This window comes from Dyadobacter sp. HNCC25DJ185 (genome assembly GCF_056895195.1).
Genome location: NZ_JBXHAR010000004.1, coordinates 18,493 through 39,100 on the forward strand (window position 1 = coordinate 18,493; position 20,608 = coordinate 39,100).

General features: G+C 46.7%; 12 protein-coding genes. 3 read left to right on the plus strand and 9 right to left on the minus strand.

All coding sequences use genetic code 11. The annotated features are described in order from the left end of the window. Positions 1-28 precede the first annotated feature (28 nt). Positions 29-1,288, plus strand: coding sequence for a right-handed parallel beta-helix repeat-containing protein (locus tag AC1XUF_RS12005; RefSeq protein WP_483342043.1), 1,260 nt, complete (start codon positions 29-31; stop codon positions 1,286-1,288). 91 nt (positions 1,289-1,379) lie between these two features. Next, positions 1,380-2,432, plus strand: coding sequence for a phytase (locus tag AC1XUF_RS12010; protein WP_483342606.1), 1,053 nt, complete (start codon positions 1,380-1,382; stop codon positions 2,430-2,432). Between the two features lie 117 nt (positions 2,433-2,549). Here the strand turns inward: AC1XUF_RS12010 and AC1XUF_RS12015 are convergent, their stop codons facing one another. The 7 genes from AC1XUF_RS12015 to AC1XUF_RS12045 all read right to left on the minus strand — a co-directional run bounded on the left by AC1XUF_RS12015 (position 2,550) and on the right by AC1XUF_RS12045 (position 13,422). Continuing rightward, positions 2,550-4,055, minus strand: coding sequence for a RagB/SusD family nutrient uptake outer membrane protein (locus AC1XUF_RS12015; RefSeq protein ID WP_483342044.1), 1,506 nt, complete (start codon positions 4,053-4,055; stop codon positions 2,550-2,552). A gap of 20 nt (positions 4,056-4,075) precedes the next feature. After that, positions 4,076-7,549, minus strand: a complete 3,474-nt coding sequence (locus AC1XUF_RS12020; RefSeq protein WP_483342045.1) for a SusC/RagA family TonB-linked outer membrane protein — start codon at positions 7,547-7,549, stop codon at positions 4,076-4,078. Between the two features lie 20 nt (positions 7,550-7,569). Then, entirely contained in the window at positions 7,570-8,577 is a 1,008-nt protein-coding gene (locus AC1XUF_RS12025) for a FecR family protein (protein WP_483342046.1), read from the minus strand. Between the two features lie 50 nt (positions 8,578-8,627). Beyond that, positions 8,628-9,293: an RNA polymerase sigma-70 factor gene (locus tag AC1XUF_RS12030; protein ID WP_483342047.1), complete on the minus strand. Its 666-nt coding sequence runs from the start codon at positions 9,291-9,293 to the stop codon at positions 8,628-8,630. Positions 9,294-9,862: 569 nt separating this feature from the next. Beyond that, on the minus strand, positions 9,863-11,581 hold the full coding sequence (locus tag AC1XUF_RS12035) for a GMC oxidoreductase (RefSeq protein WP_483342607.1): 1,719 nt from the start codon (positions 11,579-11,581) through the stop codon (positions 9,863-9,865). A gap of 36 nt (positions 11,582-11,617) precedes the next feature. After that, positions 11,618-12,139, minus strand: coding sequence for a gluconate 2-dehydrogenase subunit 3 family protein (locus AC1XUF_RS12040; protein ID WP_483342048.1), 522 nt, complete (start codon positions 12,137-12,139; stop codon positions 11,618-11,620). A gap of 41 nt (positions 12,140-12,180) precedes the next feature. Next, positions 12,181-13,422: an MFS transporter gene (locus AC1XUF_RS12045; RefSeq protein WP_483342049.1), complete on the minus strand. Its 1,242-nt coding sequence runs from the start codon at positions 13,420-13,422 to the stop codon at positions 12,181-12,183. A gap of 596 nt (positions 13,423-14,018) precedes the next feature. Between AC1XUF_RS12045 and AC1XUF_RS12050 the strand changes: the two genes are divergently transcribed. Continuing rightward, positions 14,019-14,807 carry a carboxylesterase family protein gene (locus AC1XUF_RS12050; protein WP_483342050.1) on the plus strand — a complete coding sequence of 263 codons (789 nt, stop codon included), beginning with the start codon at positions 14,019-14,021 and terminating at the stop codon, positions 14,805-14,807. 263 nt (positions 14,808-15,070) lie between these two features. On the opposite strand, the gene AC1XUF_RS12055 is transcribed toward AC1XUF_RS12050, so the two are convergent. Continuing rightward, positions 15,071-18,589, minus strand: coding sequence for an ABC transporter permease (locus AC1XUF_RS12055; protein ID WP_483342051.1), 3,519 nt, complete (start codon positions 18,587-18,589; stop codon positions 15,071-15,073). A gap of 118 nt (positions 18,590-18,707) precedes the next feature. Beyond that, positions 18,708-20,150, minus strand: a complete 1,443-nt coding sequence (locus tag AC1XUF_RS12060) for a serine hydrolase domain-containing protein (RefSeq protein ID WP_483342052.1) — start codon at positions 20,148-20,150, stop codon at positions 18,708-18,710. Positions 20,151-20,608: the final 458 nt, after the last annotated feature.

Here is a 20,608-nt window from a genome sequence, read left to right on the forward strand (position 1 = left end):
CAAATAAATCAATCTAATGAAAAATCAAATGAAGCATTTAGCCATTTATGCATTACTGGGCGCGTTCCTTTTCACGGGCTGCAGCGATGATGAAAAAACTGACCCGACGCCCGTAAAACCGGTTGAAGAAAGCGTTACCGGCGAAGTTTCCGGAACGTGGACAAAAGGGGGCACTTACAAAGTTACCGGCCACATTCAGGTCCCGGAAGGCAAATCCCTGACGATCGAAGAAGGCGTAACCGTGCTTTTCAGCGACTCGGTGATCAAGCCGGAAGTGGTAGTAAAAGGTAACCTGTACAGTCTGGGCACTGCAACGGCTCCGGTGAAATTTACCGTACCTGATGCCTGGAAAACAGCCGGCAACCAGTTTGGTAACCTGTGGGGTGGTTTGATCGCCGGGCCAAAATCGGCTGAATTTGTGATCAGCAACACCATTATCGAGTACGGCGGCGCGGTAACTACGGAAGAATCGCCTTCGGTGAAAGCCGGACTTTATAAGGCAGAGGCCGGAGAGCACGTTCCGGTGATCTACTACCCGAATGTGGATGGCAAGCTGATTGTACAAAACAGCATTATCCGCAATTTCAACGAGGATGGTTTTTACATTGAGGGCGGTAAAGTGATCGTCGCCAATAATATGTTCTACACAACGGGCGTATCAGGCGGAGATGCGATCAACATTAAATCAGGTGTGCAAGCGGACGTAGCATTCAATGTGGTTTACAGCCCTAATACCAATGCTTTGAAACTTTCCAATTCAGGTGACCGCGCCCCTCAGGCTTACATTGTAGGTTATAACAACACCATTATCAACGCGGGATGGAGAAGGCCGACCACCAAAGGCGGTTCGATCTGGCTGGAAAAAGGTGTCCGTGCTGACTTGTATAACAACCTGCTGGCCAACGACCGTTTCGGTATTAAGAAAGAGAATGTGGATGCAGCAGTGGACAGCCGCTCAGGCATCGCCAACACATTGTATTATGGCTCCACCCAGGAAGCAGTAGCGCAATTCCAGCCTTCTGCCGAGATCTTGAAGGGAACCAATGATCTGATTTCGGCGACAGTAGGCGCCAATGATCCTAAATTTGTCAACTACCCTCTGACCACTGATAACAAAAATGCAACATTCGATACCGCCTGGGATTTCCATTTGCAGGCAGGCTCACCAGCATTGGGCAAAGGGAAAACCGATTTTACCAGATTATATGCAAACGGCATCGTGGTAAATGGCGTCACTTACAAATCCCCCGCCCCTGCCGACTATATCGGAGCTTTTGGAACCAAATAATAACATGCTCCCGGTATTCAACTGAAACCGGGAGCCTTACTTTTAATCTGTGAGAGCATTTCCTTTTTTCATAATCTGCCTGGTTGCATCGCTGCCGGGATGTCAGACACATACGCAAACCCCGGCAGAAATGGCTAATGCGGACACAGTCAGCCAGGTGATCAGCCCGCTTTACGTCACCGACACCGTTGCCAATGATGCGGACGACCCCGCCATTTGGATTAATCCGGCAGACCCCGCCCAGAGCCTGATCATTGGAACAGATAAAGATCGGAACGGGGGCTTATATGTATTCGACCTGAAAGGTAAGTCACTGAAAGACAAAACGATCAAAGGATTGCAGCGGCCCGACAATGTGGATATCGAATACGGGTTGGTTTTAAATGGAAAACCCAAGGATATCGCGGTAACCACGGAACGCTTTACCCATAAGATCAGGATCTATTCATTGCCGGACATGAAACCTTTGGACAAAGGCGGCATTGAAGTTTTTACCGGTCAAACTGGCCCGGAAGAGCGGGACCTGATGGGAATAGCACTTTATAAAAACAAATCAGGAAAGATTTATGCGATCGTAGGCCGTAAATCGGGTCCCACTGACGGGACTTATCTATGGCAGTATTTGCTCGACGACGACTCAGGTGCTGTTAAGGCAACCTTGGTGCGTAAATTTGGCCAATATAGCGGGTTAAAAGAAATCGAGTCCATTGCGGTGGACGACGAACTGGGATATGTTTATTATTCCGATGAAGGCAAAGGTGTAAGGAAATATTATGCGGACCCGGAAAAAGGCAATAAAGAGCTTTCCCTTTTCGCCACAACCGGTTTCACGGAGGATCACGAAGGTATATCTTTCTACAAACTCACCGATTCGACCGGCTATATATTGGTATCCGACCAGGGCGCAAACACTTTCCAGATCTTCCCGCGAGAGGGGACTGCATCCGACGTACATGCCCATCCGTTACTCAAAAAAGTAATTGTAAAAGCCACTCAGAGCGACGGATCCGAAATGGTATCTATGTCATTGAATACGGATTTCCCAAAAGGTCTCTTTGTAGCTATGAGTGATGATAAGACCTTTCATTTGTATCGCTGGGAGGACATTGCAGGGAAGGACCTCTTACAGATAAAAACGCATTAACCATTAAGTTCAAACAAAAAAATAGGTCGCCAAAATGTCATCGGCGACCTATGCTGTTTCTACTAAAATTACCAAGTTTAATGATAAACCTATTGCACTATCTACTTTCTTTAAGGCCTAATATCCCGCATTTTGTCTCAGGTTTGTATTGTTTCGCATTTCCGGTGTCGGGATTGGGAAAAGCAGCTCTCTTGCGGTCAATGTCGGCCCGTAAGAGAATTTATGACCTACATAGTTGTCAAACTGTTTGGTGGTAACATTAAATGCTTTGCGCAGCCTCACCATATCGAACCAGGTAATGTTCTCGAAAGACAACTCGTACCAGCGCTCACGCCAGATGGCTTCGCGCAGCGCGTCTTTGGTAAGGCCGGTCAATGCAGGCAGCTGTGCTCTCAAACGGGTAGCGTTCACCGCGTCGTACACATCGGCCGAAGGCCCTCCTACTTCGTTTGCAGCCTCCGCGTAAGTCAGCAAAACATCAGCGTAGCGGATCACTGCCCAGTTCAGGTCGCTGTTGGCCGTGCTGGTTTGGGCTACGGTATCAAAATGTTTGTAGATAAAATAGCCGCCCAGGTCCACTTCCAGGTTACGGTTGGCTTCGTTGGTGAATTTGGTAAAGTAAAACTGTTTCTCTTTGACACGGAGATCCGCGGGATCGTATGATTTTACAAAATCGCCTGTGGCATAAATACCGCCCGTTTCATCGGAATATTGGGAAATGTTCTTGTTATAAGGAATGATAGAAACCTGCCAGCCCGAAGGAAGGATCTGCGTCCTGAACTGGATCATGAAGATGTTCTCCTCCATGTTCTTTTTGGCGGGATCGTGGAGATCATTATAAGAAGCAAATAACTTAAACTGCTTCGAATCAATCACTTCTTTGGCTTTTTTAGCAGCAAGGTCATAATACGCGGCGCCTTTTTGCAATGGGTAACCAGCCATGGTGAGGTATACCTGCGACAACAGGGATTTGACAGCCCCCAGGCTCACCTTGCCGCTACTGTCCGTCCAGGGGAGTCCCGATGCCTCTGCTGCTGTAAGATCCGCAACGATCAGGTTGTAAACTTCTTCCGGCGTGGCCTGCCCTGGTTTCAGTTGTTCCGATTGCAAGTTAACAGGCTCTGTGACCAAGGGAATGCTGCCAAACATACGCACCAGATTGAAATAATAAAAAGCACGCAAGAAGTAAGCCTCGCCTAATAATTTTTTCGCTTCATTGGGATCAATACCAGGAATACCCGGCACTTTGGCAATGGAAAGGTTGGCACCAGCGATACCTTTGTAATAAGAAGTCCAGTAGGTTTGTCCGTAACTATTGTCCGACGTATTTCTCAGATCTTTGATAAAGTAGCTGTTAACGGCCTGCCCCAGGTCGGTTGCGGCCAGCCCCGTTGCAAACTCGGTCATCATCCAGGGGCCGCCGCCAAAGCCACTGCTCAACGGATCGCGCAGAGGTGCATATATCGCATTCACCGAGCTTCTGCCATGTGCAGGCTGGGTGAAATAATTCTCCACCGTGAAGTTACTGGGATCCGATTCTTCCAGGAAGTCGTTACATCCCGTTGCCCAGAAAATGCTCAAAAGGGTAGTGAGCAGTCCGATTCTTTTTGATAATCTATTCATTTTACTTCAAGTAATAAATGTTATAAACCAATGTTCAAACCCAGCATAAACACCCTTGGCTTCGGATAATCGTACAAGCCAAATCCCTGGTCGAACGGGGAACCCGAGTTGGATACTTCGGGATCGTAGCCCCAGTATTTCGTTTTCACGAAGAAGTTCTGTACTGATCCGTAAACCCGCAGCCTGTCCAGTTTCAGTTTTGAAACCACCGAAGCCGGGAATACGTAAGCCAGCAGCAGGTTGCGACCACGGATAAAGGAGGCGTCTGAGACTTTGTGACTGTCGTTGTTAGTGGTATAATAAGCATTGATCGGACGGATCTGCGCGATCGGCGTGTTCTGGTTGGTTTCTGTCCAGGCATTTAATACTGTTTTATAGCTATTGGCGATTCCTTGTCTGTCCTCCGCAGAGTGGATACTTCTGTCGAGCACATCGTTGCCGTACATATACTGCAGGTCGATCGTCAGCGAGAACGCTTTGTACTGGAAGGTGTTCAGGAATGTTCCGAAACCGTCGGGAATACCTTTTCCGATAATTGTGCGATCGTTGTCGTTAATGGTACCGTCATTGTTGAGATCCTTGTATTTCACGTCGCCGGGCAGCATATTGTATTTTTTTGCCTGCTCTGCTTCCGCTGTCGACCAGGTGCCTTCGTGAACCCGTCCGAAGAACGAACCCACCGGCTCACCCACGCGGATGATCGTATTTCCTGAGAAAATGTCGCTGCCTCCAGACAATGCCAATACCTTGTTTTTATTCACGGAAATATTAAAAGTTGTGCTCCATGAGAAATCCCCGGCCTTGATATTGGTAGAGTTCACAGCAAACTCAACCCCTTTGTTTTCCATGCTGCCCACGTTGGTGAAAATGCTGGGGTAACCGCTGCTCAACGGAAGGGGCGCATCCAATAGCATTTTGTTCACTTTTCTCCTGTACAAATCCAGTTCAAAGCTCAGCCTGTTTGAGAACAGACCCAGCTCAACCCCGAAATCGACCTGCTGGGTCTTTTCCCATTGCAGGTTGGAGTTGGACATACGGCCTACCCCGATACCGATGTTACGGGCGCCGCCAAAAATGACGTCATAACTGGACATCCCTGCCAAAGCGCGGTAGGCCGGAATCTCAGAGTTACCTGTGGCACCATAACTGGCTCTGACTTTAAGATTGGAGATCGCTGCCACATTTTTCAGGAATTCTTCCTCCGAAACTCTCCATGCTACTGCTGCGGACGGGAAAAACGCATAACGGTTAGCATCCCCGAATTTGGAAGAACCATCGATACGGCCTGTGAATGTGACGAGGTATTTATCCATCAAACTGTAATTCAGCCTCGCAAAGTAAGAGTTAAGCCCGTACGCCGTAGCGCTGGATGAAGGCGCCAAAGCCGTTGCACCCGCAGCCAGGTTATTAAACTGAAAATAAGTATCAGTGAAATTCTGGCTTCTGGCCAGGTTATCGAAACGGTCCACATGCTGCCACGACAGACCGAGCATGGCATTGATCGAATGTATTTTCCCGAAACTCTTGGCATATGTCAGGTAATTCTCAAACTGCCACGAATTAAAGCGTCTGTTTGTGACGGAGGCGTCACCATTGTTCGAAATGTATTGCAAGCCGGCAGCCGCGAAGTAATCTTCACGCTGGTTAATAATATTTGTCCCCACGGTCGACCGTAAATCAAGCCCATCGGCCAGGCGGATCGACGCAAACATGTTACCAAGCATGGTTTGGGTCCTCAGGTAAAACAACCTTTCCGCTGCAACGCGGAGCGGGCTGTCGCCGCCTTCCATTCCCGGGTAATCCCGGTTACTGGCCCATCTTCCATCCGGATATTTAACCGGAATAATCGGCAGCGCTTCCAAAACCTGGCGCATAGCCGTGATACCACCGCCGCCAAGCTGGTCAATTTGCTTTTCGTTCTGATCTGTGTAGCCCAATGTACCTCCTACTTTCAGCCAGCTCTTGATCTGACTGTCGAATACGAATCGGCCCGCAAATCTCTTTTGCCATGAGCCAATGGCAATACCGCTTTCATTGCGATAATTTAAGAATGCGCCATAACTTCCTTTGTCGCTTCCGCCCGTCAGCCCTAGCTGGTGATTTTGGGTAAATGCTTTACGAAAAGTTTCCTTCTGCCAGTTGGTATCGTAAAGCGGATTGCCGTTCGAGTCGAACAACAGCGGATTGGTACGTTTTAATTTGGGATCCGTATACTTTGTACCGGTAGCCCAGCCGACGGGATCGTATTTTTTTGCATTCGCGTAAATGGTCTCTTCCACGGCTAAAAACTCTTTCGAATTCAGTACCGGCAGTAATTTAGGGGCAACACCAATACTGTAATCCGTGTCATAAGTAACTTTTCCGCCTCCGGAACTTCCGCGTTTGGTAGTTACCAAAATAACTCCATTAGCGCCCCGTGCCCCGTAAATTGCGGTTGAAGACGCATCTTTCAACACCTCTATGGAGGCAATATCGTTTGGGTTCAGGAAGTCAATCGGGGTACTTCCGTTGCCGAGTTCTACGGCATTCAGGATAACCCCGTCTATCACATACAACGGGTTATTGGAAACGCTGATGGAGCTCGCACCACGGATACGGATGTTGGCCCTGCCACCTGGGCGGCCGGAATTGGAAGAAACATTTACCCCCGCAATGCGGCCCGACAGGCCCTGGTTCAGTGAAGAAGCAGGCCTTTCCTGTAAGACGTCGCCTTTGATGGTACCAACGGCGCCGGTCAGGTCAGACTTTTTTACTGTACCATATCCTACAACGACGATCTCTTCAAGCGCGTTTTCGTCCGGCATCATATGGACGGTAACATTGGATTGATTTCCAATAGTCACCTCCTGCGATTTATAGCCGACAAAACTGAAAACCAGTACGCTTTGGGCATTACCGTCGGGGATCTCCAAGGCAAACTCCCCCGCCGCACCGCTGGAAGTACCACGCTGGGTACCTTTTAACACGACGCTGACCCCTGGTAATGCGGTGCCGGCCTCATCGGATACAGTACCTCTCACGGTTCTTTCAACCGATGCGGGCTGCACGTTCGCCGGTGCGACAAGGTTTTCATGCATCACAGGCTGATCGCCCGGAAGTGCTGCCGACTCCTTTTTCTCTTCCTTTGAAGGCGTCGCTTCACGCGCTTTGTCTTCGGTAATCACGAAGGTGTTTTTCCGCGTCTTTTTGAATTTCAAACCGCTCTGTCCAAGAATGATTTCCAGGTTTTTCTCAATCGGCTGGGTCAGGTCCAATGATCCCGACGTTACGTTGACAGATCCGACCAGCCGGTCTTCGAACACGATTTCGACACCATAATGTCTTTGCAGATCCAGGAGAACGTTTTTCAATTTCATTTCCTGATTAAAAGCATTGTGTTGCCTGGCAGGCACAGAGGCAAATGCGATTACCTGAGAGCGGGCATCTTGGGCACTTTGTGTCGCCAGCACAAGCCCGATTGCCACCCATTGTTTAGCTGATAGCATTAGATTCATAAATGAGTAGTTAGAAATAGTCAGTTATTCGTTAAAAAGATAGTGCTTCCATTGTGCTCAATTTTCATATCAAGCACTTCTGAAATCGTACGCAAAAGTTCCTCGGCGTTCTTCGTCTTGAAGTTTCCCGTAATGGTTCTGTGGGCAATATTTGAGTCGGAAAGGCTCACTCTCTGTCCGAAATTCTCTTCAATCATCGATATGATTTCGCCCACAGACGTGGCGTTGAATACATAGCGTTGTTCCTTCCAAGGAGAAAAGGTTTTGATGTCCTGTTTCCTTTCCAGCTGAACTTCACCCTGCGGATCCAGGATGGCGAGATCACCGGGTACCATGGTAACATTTTTGAGCTGGTTGTTCTGAGAGTAGTCAATGCGCACACTGCCGCTGGTGAGGGTTACCTTTGTACCCCTTGGTCTTGCAAATACCGAAAACGTAGTCCCCAAAACCTCCACCTGAAACTTATCCGACGTCTTCACCACAAAACGTTTATGGTCTATCGTGTGGCTTACCGAGAACTCTGCTTCCCCTTCCAGAAACACCTGCCGTACCTCCTCTTCGAAGCCGAACCTTGGAATTTTCAACTTCGAATTTGAATTCAGCGTTACTTTACTGCCGTCTTCCAGGTATACGTCGGTGGTTTGCCCGTACGCCGTTTGATAAGATTTGTACCGCAGTGGCTCCCTGAACCACCATCCTGCACCAATGAGCAGAATAACAGACGCCGCCAGCCAAAACCAATTGCGGTAGCTGGAAAACAGAGAATGGCGTTCCTGCTCGAAATTCACCTTTTGAAGATCTTCCAAAGGCAGTATATCGGAATCCAAGCGGCGAAGCAGGTTCGCCATCGCAGCATCCTGATCAGGAACATATTGCGGGCTTTTGGTCTCGAATTCCATCAGCCAATGATGAAAGGTCTCCTCGTTTTCTTTTTTTGCAATCCAATCCTCGATCAGTTGTCTTTCCAGCGGAGTAGCCCGGCCCGACAGATACTCGAACAGCGTGTATTTTGATATAATTGTTTTCATTGCTTCTTCAAATCGGTATCACAGGTCTTTAGTTGGAGTATTTGTCACTTTCAGATGATGCTCAGGATAGTAAACCCCAGAGAGATCATCCATTCGCCATGCAGCGCGGACCTTAAGTGTTTCAGTGCCTTGGATATATGCACTTCAACTGTTTTGGGGGAGATATGCAGCTCCTCCGCGATTTCATGGTATTTTTTATTTTCAAATCTGCTGAGCAGAAACACCTTCTGGCATTGCATGGGAAGCCGCGCAATCACCTCGTTGACCTTGAGAAAAAGATGATTATAGTGGATCTCGGCGTCAGGCTGCTGGTGATAGGTGGAGAATGAATTTTCCTCAGTCATTTCGAGGGTATCGGTTTTGCCGAACTCTCTGCGCATATAAGTATAACACTCGTTTCTGACCGACCGGAAAAGGTAGCTGGTATAGGACGACGTAATGTTTTCGTAGGCTTTGGTGCGATAGAACTGGAAAAATACCTCGCTTACGAGATCTTCGGCGATTTGCTTGGAATAGACAAATCTTACAGCGTGGCTGCAAAGTGGGTTATAAAAGCGCCTGAAAAGCAATTCAAGTCCTTTGGAAGGGCTTTGCTCGAAGGTTATTTTTAAGAAGGAAGCAGAATCAATTTCACTGTAAGCAGCTTTCCCCTCGTGCGCGGGCGACACAAAAGGGTTAGGGCGCTTTGATTCCTGATTTAGTAACGGATCGTGCATTGAGTCTTTGTTTAATGTAATAATTAAAAGACTTTTTTGCATTTGAAATCCCTTAGTCTTGTTTTAAAAAAAATAAACCTTTTTTTAATGATATACCACAGGATCATTCAACACCGCCGATAGACAAGCCACTTCGCCCAGAAAAAAGAGAGATCATGTCACCACGTCTGTATTTGTCTCATTATTTCTCGGCCATTTCCAACTATTACAAACTGAACTGGCTTGTTATTCATCACAAACTGTAAATCGCATGGTTGACATGATTGAAGCAAACGAATTGAGCCCTTTTCCCAGCCCTCGGGATGTAGCTTCCATTTTCATGAAATGATAACTGCTTTGACTATTGCTTATCACAAGGGAACACTGCGTCATATTAATGGCAACGAAATCTGGCCTGACAAGCGGTATTAAAAGAAGTCACTCAGCGCGTAGCGGCAAAATTGGGATAGCGCGTTTCATGTATGATCGATCATTAGTTAAGATGGCGTTGCCATGAGCAACTATAAGATTCCAAAAAAAGGGCTGCCGACAAATGTCGGCAGCCCCCCTTATTTAGTTAAAAACCGTTCCTACAAATTCTTCGCTTTCATCTGTTTCACCGCATAATCTGCGGCCCTGGCCGATAAAGCCATGTAAGTAAGGGAAGGATTTTGGGTTGAGGTTGACGTCATGCAAGCTCCGTCGGTTACAAATACATTTTTGCAGGAATGCAACTGGTTCCACTGGTTTAGCAGCGACGTTTTAGGATCTTTTCCCATGCGCACGCCGCCCATTTCGTGGATATCGTTACCGGGGTTACGATGTCCATCATTGGCTTTCACATTTTTGAAACCTGCATTGGTAAACATTTCACTCACCTGCGCTATGTAATCCTTGATCATTTTCTCGTCATTGTCGTCATAGGCCACAGATATTTTGAGCAGCGGAATCCCCCAGGCGTCTTTTTGGTCCTTATCCAAAGCTACGTAGTTGCTTTCCTTCGGAATGGTCTCGCCCATCATGTGCGAACCTACGCTCCAGTTGCCGTATTTGGTCTCAAGTAAACTGGATTTGAGCGACTCGCCCAGGCCATTATGGTCAGAATAGGTGATTCGATTTGCGCCAAAACCGGCTGCATACCCTCTTAAAAAGTCAGTTTCCTGTTTATAGACGTTACGGAATCTTGGAATATATCCGCTGTTCGGGCGCCGACCGTCGGTTGTAGAGTCAAGAAAACCTTCGTATTCGCCAGAGATACTTGCCCGGTAATTATGAAAGGCAACATATTTTCCCAGCAACCCGCTATCGTTACCCAATCCGTTTGGAAAGCGACCTGACGTAGAATTCAGCAATACCAGATTGGAGTTGAGAGCAGCCGCATTCAAGAAAATGATGTTTGCATAAAACTCCATCATTTCCTTGGTATTGGCGTCGATAACCCGCACCCCGCTTGCCTTCTGCTTTTTCTCGTCGTAAATAATCGAATGTACCACCGAATGGGGACGGAGCGTCAGATTACCCGTTTTCATTGCCCAGGGAATGGTCGAAGCATTGCTGCTAAAATAGCCCCCAAACGGACATCCCCGCTCGCACATCGTCCTGTTCTGGCATTTGGCACGCCCCTGATCCAGGTGTACCTGCTGGGGATCAGTGATATGCGCTGCACGCCCAATGATGATGTAACGGTCTTTGTATTGCTTTGCTACCTGCTCTTTGAAGTATTTTTCAACACAGTTTAATTCGTGCGGGGTCAGAAATTCACCGTCTGGAAGGGCGTCGAGTCCATCTTTGTTCCCGGTTATTCCGGCAAATTTCTCAACGTGGCTATACCAGGGCGCTATGTCGTCGTAGCCAATCGGCCATTCCACCGCAAACTTGTCACGGGCGGGCCCTTCGAAATCGTACTTGCTCCAACGCTGGGTTTGCCGGGCCCAAAGCAACGATTTTCCACCTACCTGATACCCGCGCAGCCAGTCAAATGGCCTGTCCTTTTCCTGAACATAGGGATGCTCATTATCTTTCACAAAAAAATGTGCCGACGATTCCTTGAAGTTATAACACCTGCTCGCAATGGGATTCGCGTCGGTGATTTCCTTGGGTAACCGCTCACGGTGTTCAAATTCCCAGGGCATCATATTGGTGGTCGGGTAATCTTTGATGTGCTGTACATCCCGTCCGCGCTCCAGTACAAGCGTTTTAAGCCCTTTTTCAGTCAGTTCTTTGGCCGACCAGCCGCCGCTTATTCCCGAGCCAATCACGATGGCATCATAAGTGCGGGCTTTTTTACTGTCGATGTTAAAGTTCGCCATAGTTTCCTCGGGGAGAACGTCCCCTCTCATTACTCCTTATCCTTTTTTAACAGGTACACAACCGTGGTAACGGGCAGGGACCATTTCGTAGTGGGTAATATTGGTCATCACATATTCGGACGACATGTAACCTTGAATCGTCAGGTTTTTCACCATACCAAAGAAGGCCTTATCTCCTGCATCGGCGCTCTTTTCCAGTGCCTGCAAAAGCTGCATTCTCTGATCCTTACCCGCATCCGCAAATGATTTTCCAAACTGCTGGTTACTCTGAGTTTCCAGATTGGCGATCCCGCCGGAAAGCCCTGACTGGGCCTTGGTATCGTAACAGTCCTTCACCATCTTCTGAACAAAATTCCCCACACCCAATTCACCAGCACCTGGTGTGTCCGTTTTAGGAATAATGGTTTCCACCATCGCCGCCAAAGTTTTGGGTTGGTCTGCGTCAAGAAGTCTTCCTTCTGAAATGGATCCTTTGCTCCAACCTGATGCCCACGACGGCAAACTTGCCATTGCGCCCATGGCCAAAGCCATGTTTTTAAGCGCTACGCGTCTCTCCATTTGTATCTGTTTGATGTAAGTAAAATATCTTCTGATTCGTGTTATTCCTCAAGAAAATCGAGGTCCCGGCCGTGTGTCTCGGGAACTGTTAAAATGCAGAAAAGACCTATTGCGAAGCAAATCAGGCCTACCATCGCACCGGACTGGATAACTGAAAATGACATTTTAAAATTAGCAAATAATGTTGTCATCAACACCACCGTTCCCCGCACCATATTCGGTATGGTGGTAGCAGCTGTAGCGCGCAGATTGGTCCCAAATTGCTCTGCCCCAATTGTAACGAACATGGCCCAATACCCAATACCAAAACCGAGAAAACCAGCGACTGTGTAAAGCGTTGAAGCCGATTTAATGCCGGCCAAAAGATAAACGCCTGTCCCCACAAGCGTGTATAACATTAAATAGAACACCGCCTTTTTCCTGGATTTGAGCCAGTGGCTGATGAACCCGCTGGCCAGGTCCCCCATGGATAACCCTACATAACACCACATGATCGACAGCCCAGGCTTGATCGGCTCCTCCACACCCAATGCTTTTCCGAACTCATTGCTGAAGGTAGCCAGGATCCCGATCACAAACCAGGTAGGAAGTCCGATACCGATGCATTTGATATATCTTAAAAAGCGTTCCCTGTTATTGAACAGCGAGAAGAAATTACCCTTTTCGATATGCTTTTGATTCTTTACATCTTTAAAAATACCTGATTCAAAAACACCTATCCTGAGCAATAGAAGCGAGATACCCAATCCGCCACCAATAAAGTAGGCATACCGCCAATCGAAGAACTCAACTGTAAAATACGCCACAACGGCACCGAGTAGCCCAATGCCCGCTACCAGCGAAGTGCCGATCGCCCGAAGGTGTTTCGGAAGTATCTCGGAAACCAGCGTGATTCCCGCTCCCAGCTCGCCGGCAAGACCCACACCCGCTACAAACCGGAGTATCTTGTAAACAGCCACATCCTGGACAAAGCCACAGGCTATATTGGCCAGCGAATACGTGATGATCGAGCCAAATAAAACAGACAACCTGCCCTTTTTGTCGCCCAGAATTCCCCAAAGAATCCCGCCCAGAAGCAGGCCGGTCATCTGCCAGTTCAGGATACTTGCGCCCGTGAGCGAGATTTCCGCTTCCGATAATCCCAGCGAAGCAAGGCTCGGCAAACGGACTATCCCGAAAAGCAATAAGTCGTAGATGTCTACAAAGTAACCGAGGGCTGCAACAATGACGGGAGCACTGAAAAGGTGAGAAGCATCCGAACGAGGTGCTGAAAGGGTATTCATTTGATTTTAACGGGTTTCAGGAATTATTGCAATATTATGCAAATAGCCGGACATAAGACCGGCTATTTAATTCGAAAGTTAGGAAATTTCCAGGAGAATGTTTTGATCTGTTATGGTTTTTTAAAGACGATGGTTTTTTGTGGCTGGCCTTCCCCTCTACTTTTATGTACGACCATTTCATTTTGTTCCTGCTTGCCTTCAAGGTCGTATCCGTTGTATACGTCTCATCAACTCAGAATATCTCTGAGACAATGATACATTGATTTGTAAGACGACAATTTGAGATTGCTTTTCCGAGGTTTGATTTATTCGTTGGTCGTTAGCCCACACCTAACCAAAAAGACGTTTTCTGAGACCCAAGACATCCCGAATGCCTTGGCTTCTAATTAGCTTAATTTGGGCTCATGTTGAGCTACCTTACTTTTCCGACAATGATTGGTTTGGTCAATCATTATGTGCCACTCATATGCCGTAGCAAGGCAGTCGTCAATCTTATTTTGAAAAATCTTGGGAGTCCCTAGCTTTGAGGAAAACGTTAACTGTGTCTTGTCAGGCGCATTCATCACCTTTAAAAACGTATTTCTAAATATTTTCAAATGAAAAATTTTGTATCGCTCATTACGCTGTTGATTTGTATTCATTTCTCACATGCGCAGAATTTCAGTGCCTTTAAAAAAGCGCTTTTTATCCAAGGTAAGGACACGTTGCGTTACAGAATATTATATCCTGAAAGTTATGACCGCGGGAAGTCATACCCTTTGATAGTTTTTCTGCACGGTGCGGGCGGAAGAGGAAATGATAATGAAGGTCAATTCATCGATGGCGGTAGTTTGTTTTTAAATGATTCGGTCCGGAAAAAATTCCCTGCTCTGGTAGTTTTCCCGCAATGTCCTGCGGACAGTATGTGGTTTAACATCCCTCCTGGGCCGCCCTACGATACTACAGCAGCATTTAACCATAAGATGAATACCCTGGCACTTTCAGCACCAGAACGGATGGTCAAACTTTTAATGGACAGTTTGGCTGAACATCAAATCGCAGACAGAAAAAGAATTTATCTGGGCGGCACTTCGCTTGGCGCCTTTGGTACTTACGATTTGATCATCCATTTCCCAGACTATTTTGCCGCTGCCTTCCCGATATGCGGGCAGGGTAACGTCGAGCTATATCCCAAAAAAGCAGTCCATGTGCCGGTGTGGATTTTTCACGGTGAGATGGATGACATCATCAACCCATGGCCCGATAGAAGCCTGATCAAAGCGTTACGGCAGAGCGGTGCAAAAAATGCGAAATACACGGAATACCCGGGCTTAAAACATAATATTACAGAGAATGTATTTGCTGAGCCGGATTTGCTCCCATGGTTATTTTCATTTAAAAAATAAGGTTTGGTAATAGGCTTACAACTGAGCCGACTATTAGTTGCTTAAAACTATTCTCACAAAACACTCCATTGGTGATACCGCGTATCTCCTGGCTATGTCGGCAATGGCAATGAATCAGATTTTGGAGGTTTTAAGAGATAATATTGATAAGCCAACGAGCCGACTGGCATTTTAGCTACCCTAAATCAGGATGAGTACAGATCGCGTTTTTGAGGGCAAAGGTGAACCGCGTCCAATAGTAAGTTCGTTCTGACGGCTTTCTGTCAATCGCTCTTTAAACTGTTTACTGGGTTTACTAAAGCTGCTTTGACTGCTTGGAAACTAATGGTAATTAACGTGATGACAATGGCCATTAATGCCGATAAGATAAATGCAGACGAACCAATGGTGATACGGTAATCATATTGCTCCAGCCAGCCTGTCATAAAATAAAGCGCCAGCGGCGCAGCTATGGAATAACCGATTAACACCAGTAACATAAAGTCTTTGGACAATAGTAACCAGATGCTGCTGACTGAGGCTCCTAAAATCTTACGGACACCGATTTCCTTGATACGTTGTTCCGCCATATATGCCGCCAGGCCAAGCAAGCCGAGGCAGGAGATCAGGATTGCTAAGCCCGCGAAAACAGCGCCCAGCTTACCGACCAGTTGCGCCTGTTTGAATTTATTGTCATAAGCTGCATCGGCGAACCAATAATCATAAGGATACGCGGGATTATATTTTTTAAAGATGGGTGCGAGATTCCTTATCACATCCTGCACATTCACATCAGGCTTAAGGCGGTAGATCACTGTATTGGCCCGATCCGGCTTATAAACAAACAGCGCAGGTTGCAGCGCCGCAAATGGTGAGCCAATGACCGCGTTCTTAACCACGCCGATAATCTGCACAGGTTCTTTGGATAATTCAGTGGTCAGCATTTGGCCAACGGGCGCTTGCAGCCGCAATTGTCCGACGGCTGCTTCATTGAGAACCACGTGGAGGGTATCGTTCGATGTTCCCGCAAAGTCCCGCCCTTCTTTTATTGTCATACCTGCAGTCTTGAAGTAGTCTTCTGAAACTGCATCAAAGCACATCGCGTTGGTTTCTCCAGCGTTTTTACCCGGCCAATTTAACAGGTTGCAACCGGCAAGAAAATCAGTAACAGGGCCGGATGACTTTGTAACATTCACTACAAATCCAGTTTCTAATAAGTCATTTTTAAGTGCGTTATAATTGCGGCTAAGATCGGAGGTCATCGTTGTCATGACCAGGCGGTCGGCATTATAGCCGGACGGTCTGTTTTTAGCATAGCTGATCTGCTGATAAATGATGATCGTACCAATAATTAAAGCGATGGAACAGGCAAATTGAGTTATAACCAGGATCTTACGAAACAATGTCGCCGCTTTACTAACCTGGTGTGTGCCCCGTAGTACTTTTACCGGGTTAAAAGAAGAAAGGTAAAAAGCCGGCCTGCTTCCCGCCCCCACACCGGTAAATAAAATAAACATCAGAATTGATATCCAGAAAAGAGGAGCATCGTAAGGTATCTTCAGCATATTGCCAGTTAGTGAATTAAATGCGGGCAACGATATCTGAACGATGACAATAGCAAAAAGAGCAGCTACAAAAATAATCATGACAGATTCGGTGAGAAACTGGAAAATCAGGCTGGCCCGGTTCGAACCGGTCACCTTCCTCACACCCACTTCTCTTGCCTTTTTCTCCGAACGCGCTGTAAACAAGTTAACAAAATTAATGCAGGCGATCAGCAGGACCAGCGCGCCGATAACGCAGAACATACGCACATACACAATAAAGCCACCGGATGCCTGTCCGTTTTTGAATTCAGAATAGAGGTGCCAGTTTCTTACCGGTTGCAAAATGATTTCGACTTTATGGATGGGATCATGTCCCTGCAATAGGTTTTTGATCTTTGGTGCAAATTGTTCCTCAGTTACCCCCGGCTGCAATTCAACGTATTGATCAAAGGGATAATGTGTCCAGTCAGCCCTTGCGGGTTTTACCCAGGGTTCTGTTTGCTCCCAGTAACTAAACGGTAGCAGGTAGCTGAACTGCATGGTGGAATTATCCGGCGTATTTTCTATCAAACCGGTCACTTTGACATTGTGCGCGTTATCGATTCGCACTACTTTACCAATAGGATCATCGTTTCCAAACAGAGCATTGGCGGCGGATTGGGTAAGAACGATGGAAAACGGTTCATTCAGCACAGTAGCGGAATTGCCTGATAGCAAATGAAACTGAAACATCTTTAAAAAGTCATTTCCTACAATCATACCTTGCTTGTATAGCTTCTTATCGCCTGTCACCAGACTGTGTCTGGATGTCCAGCCTGTTTCAGCTACGTATTTTACTTCGGGAAAATTACGGCGCAGTGCGGCGGCAATTGGCAGGCAGCCACCACTCTGCGTTTGAATATTTCCATTTTGGTCAAAGTTTAGTTTAATCTGGTATAGCTGTGTGTATTTTGGAAGAAAACGGTCATAAGAATATTCGTGCCGGGCCCATAAACTAATCAGTAACGCTACGGCTATCCCTGCTGCAAGACCACTGATATTGAGTGTACTATATACTTTGTTTCTTCTGATATTGCGCCAGGCGATTTTAAGATAATTTTTAAACATTAAATTGTAGCTTGACTTTTCGTCTGACCACCCGGAAGTAGTTTTTGGACTTAAATTTATACCTGCAAATCGGGGATAACGTTCCGGGTTATATGCTGAGGTTCCTTTTTTATAGTCAGTTTTATATTCTGCGGGGCTTTTACCGGTCACTTTTTTGAAGATGCGGTGAAAAGTAGTCCTGGAGTTAAATCCGGAATCGTAGGCCATGCCCAGCAGCGTTATCCGGTCATAAGCCGGGTCCTGCATTTTCTGAACCACGTCCGCAACGCGATATTCATTAATGAAATCGTTGAAGCTTTTTTTAAGTATGGTATTAACTATGCGGGATAATTCATGAGGACTTAAATCAAGCTTTTCAGCCAATAAACTCAGACTCAATTCGGGGTCTTCGTAATAGCGGTTTTCTTTGACAACTTTTTTCAGCCAAGCGCCCTTTTCCCCGAGTTTCGCAGGCGGTGGCTTTAAAGAGGGAGCGGGCGGTGTTGTGTATGCGCTGACTTCCGGCCTTAAATAAGCCACCACGCCGATCCGAATTAATTGGGCTGCTAACAGAACATATAAAGGATAGCAGGCCTGTATAGCTAACTTTCCTTCATAAACGAAATAATCAACGCTCGCATAGGGTATCCATAACCACCATAACAATCCGAAAACGACCAGTAAGCGATGTAACCATCGAAATTCATTCCGGTACCGGTCGCTACCGTTGAATTTTAGCCGCCGGTAAAAACGCTCGATCAGCCGGTGAGACAGGTAGAGGTAGGTAAGGACCGAAATAAAAGTAAAAATTGGCAATAATATTTTTCCCGTGAAAGCTTGTTCGGCCAATAATGGGATGAGGTGCAGCAAATCATTCCAACGGAATTTATATTCCGGCCGCGTTAGTTTTCGTACATAAAGATAGAGCAATGGGCCAAGCGCTAATGAAAATTGCAGCGGTAGCCAGACATTATCATTTAAAACATGGACCATCCAGGCAACCATAACGGCCAATGCAAGGGCAAGCAGCCTGTTCGCCGGGCGGTTGATTCGTTTGGTAAACCATAACAAAAAAGCGAAATTGATCCCGGTAACGCCCAGGGCAATGAAAGCCAGGTTGTAAATGTTAATAGGGTATGTCAATGAATTCAGGTGAGCTAAGTCGTTCAATCATTATACCAAAGGGCTAACTTACCGAAAATAAAAGGCTTTCGTAAGATATAAAGCGCTGCATTTTAACAAAACCGAAGACCTTGGCGTTCGGTTTTGAAATGTTGTATTGAAGGTTTTATTCTTTATCCAGTTCTATTACCAACGTTTGGGCCTGTTTGTTTCCCGGGTCTAACATTAGGCTTTGCCTGGCACAACTTTTCGCCAGTTTGATATTTTTAATGTCACGGAATCCTTTTGCCAAACCTGCCAGTGCATTAGAATTTTTAGTGTATATAGCGGCATTTAGTTTAAGAATTTCCAATGCATTATTTTTCTGACCGCTTTCGGCTAAGATGTGCGCGAAGGCCCGCATATCTCCTTCCGGGATCGTAAAACCGGGGTTTTGCTGCTTTTCTTTTTTCCAGATATTGCCTGCATGCGCAAAGCCCTGTTTGATCAGTTGTGCCCTGAAATGGTTCACAGCGTAAGGATCGGCGTAGCCTATGGCGTAGCCATCCCAATCAGAATATCCGTTCCTAACCCATGGAATGCACCAGGTCGTTTGCTTACCTAAGAAAAGATCGACGACATCTTGCGTGATGTAATGTCCCCTGAAATTACTTGTAAAATAGAGCAGCCGCTCATGGCTTGCCGGGAAATCGATATAAAAACTTCTAAAATCCCCGTTATCGCCCCATTGCCAAATAGCCGTCCCTTTTTCATTGGTTTGAATTCCCACCCCAAGTCCCCAGCCGATGTGTTTCGTTGCTTCGATAGCCGGGTGATTAAACCAGTTGCCTGCCGATTGCTGCGACAGCATGAGACGGTGCGTTTCCGGTTTAAGCCCTTTTCCTGACTCTACAGCATCAAGGAAAATGTTATAATCCCCCGCATTGGTTATTAAGCTTGAGGCCGCATAGAGGGCACTATGGCTCTTTATGGCATTACTGTCACTGCCAAACGTAGAAGCCTTAGCAAATTTTGTGTCCCATCGGAAACTGCTGTTTTTCATTCCTAGCGGCTCAAAGACCTCGTCTTTGCCTAATTGTTCCAAGTCTTTGTGTGTGATTTTCTCTACGACAGCCGAAAGAAACATATAGGCTTCCCCGGAATAATTAAAACAGCTATCCGGTGGGAATAAGAGCCGGATCTTATCGGCATCACGCCAGTTCCTGAATCCGGTTTTGTGGCAAAGTACCATCCGGGCAGTGATTTTATTATAAGCCGGATTTCCCGGGTAAAATTGATCATAGCTGCCGCCCATATATTGGAGCAATGGGGTGTCAAGCGAGATCAGGCCCCGGTCAGCTAAGCGGAGCACCGAATAAGCAAATACTGCTTTGCTGAGCGAGGCGGCCTCGAATATACTTTCATTGGTGACGGGAACAATCGACTTGGCAGAGATGACCCCCAGGTTATAAGATTCCATATGGCCATCTTTACTATAGAGCAGTTGGATACCCGGGAGATTTACCGACTGAATAATTTCTTTTAATTTTTCTGCTTTGTTTGGCTGCTGCGCGAAACTTTGCCACATCGCCAGAAACAGGCAAAGGCTGATTACAAATTGTTTTTTCATCTTATTCCATTTTAATTTTATGGGATGAAATTGACATTTCTCCGTGGGATAGATGTTCCAAATTATAAATTGGGATTTCTTTTTACATGATTTTAGATTCCGAATATCCGGTGAGCAGCCATCAGCCCCAGCCAGCGAATGACAGACCAGTTTCTAACCGTGGGTGAACCAGGGGAAGTAGTCAAAGCTAGGTATCAGCTACGCATCAACAAGGTCAGTAAGTGGAGCGACAAGGTCTTACCTCGGGATATACTCTGCCGTGGCTGCTTATATTGGCCAACATGGGCGTATGCCAGGTATCCTCATCGTAGCAGGTGACCAATGATGGGGGACGATCTGGTCAAGTTGAGTGCGACCCTGCTGGAAAAAATATTGGAGTTGACCTCTATAGTATTCAATTAGAAAAGAGCAATCAATTTGTGCTTCAAAAAGCCATAAGGCAACAACGAGCGATTGAC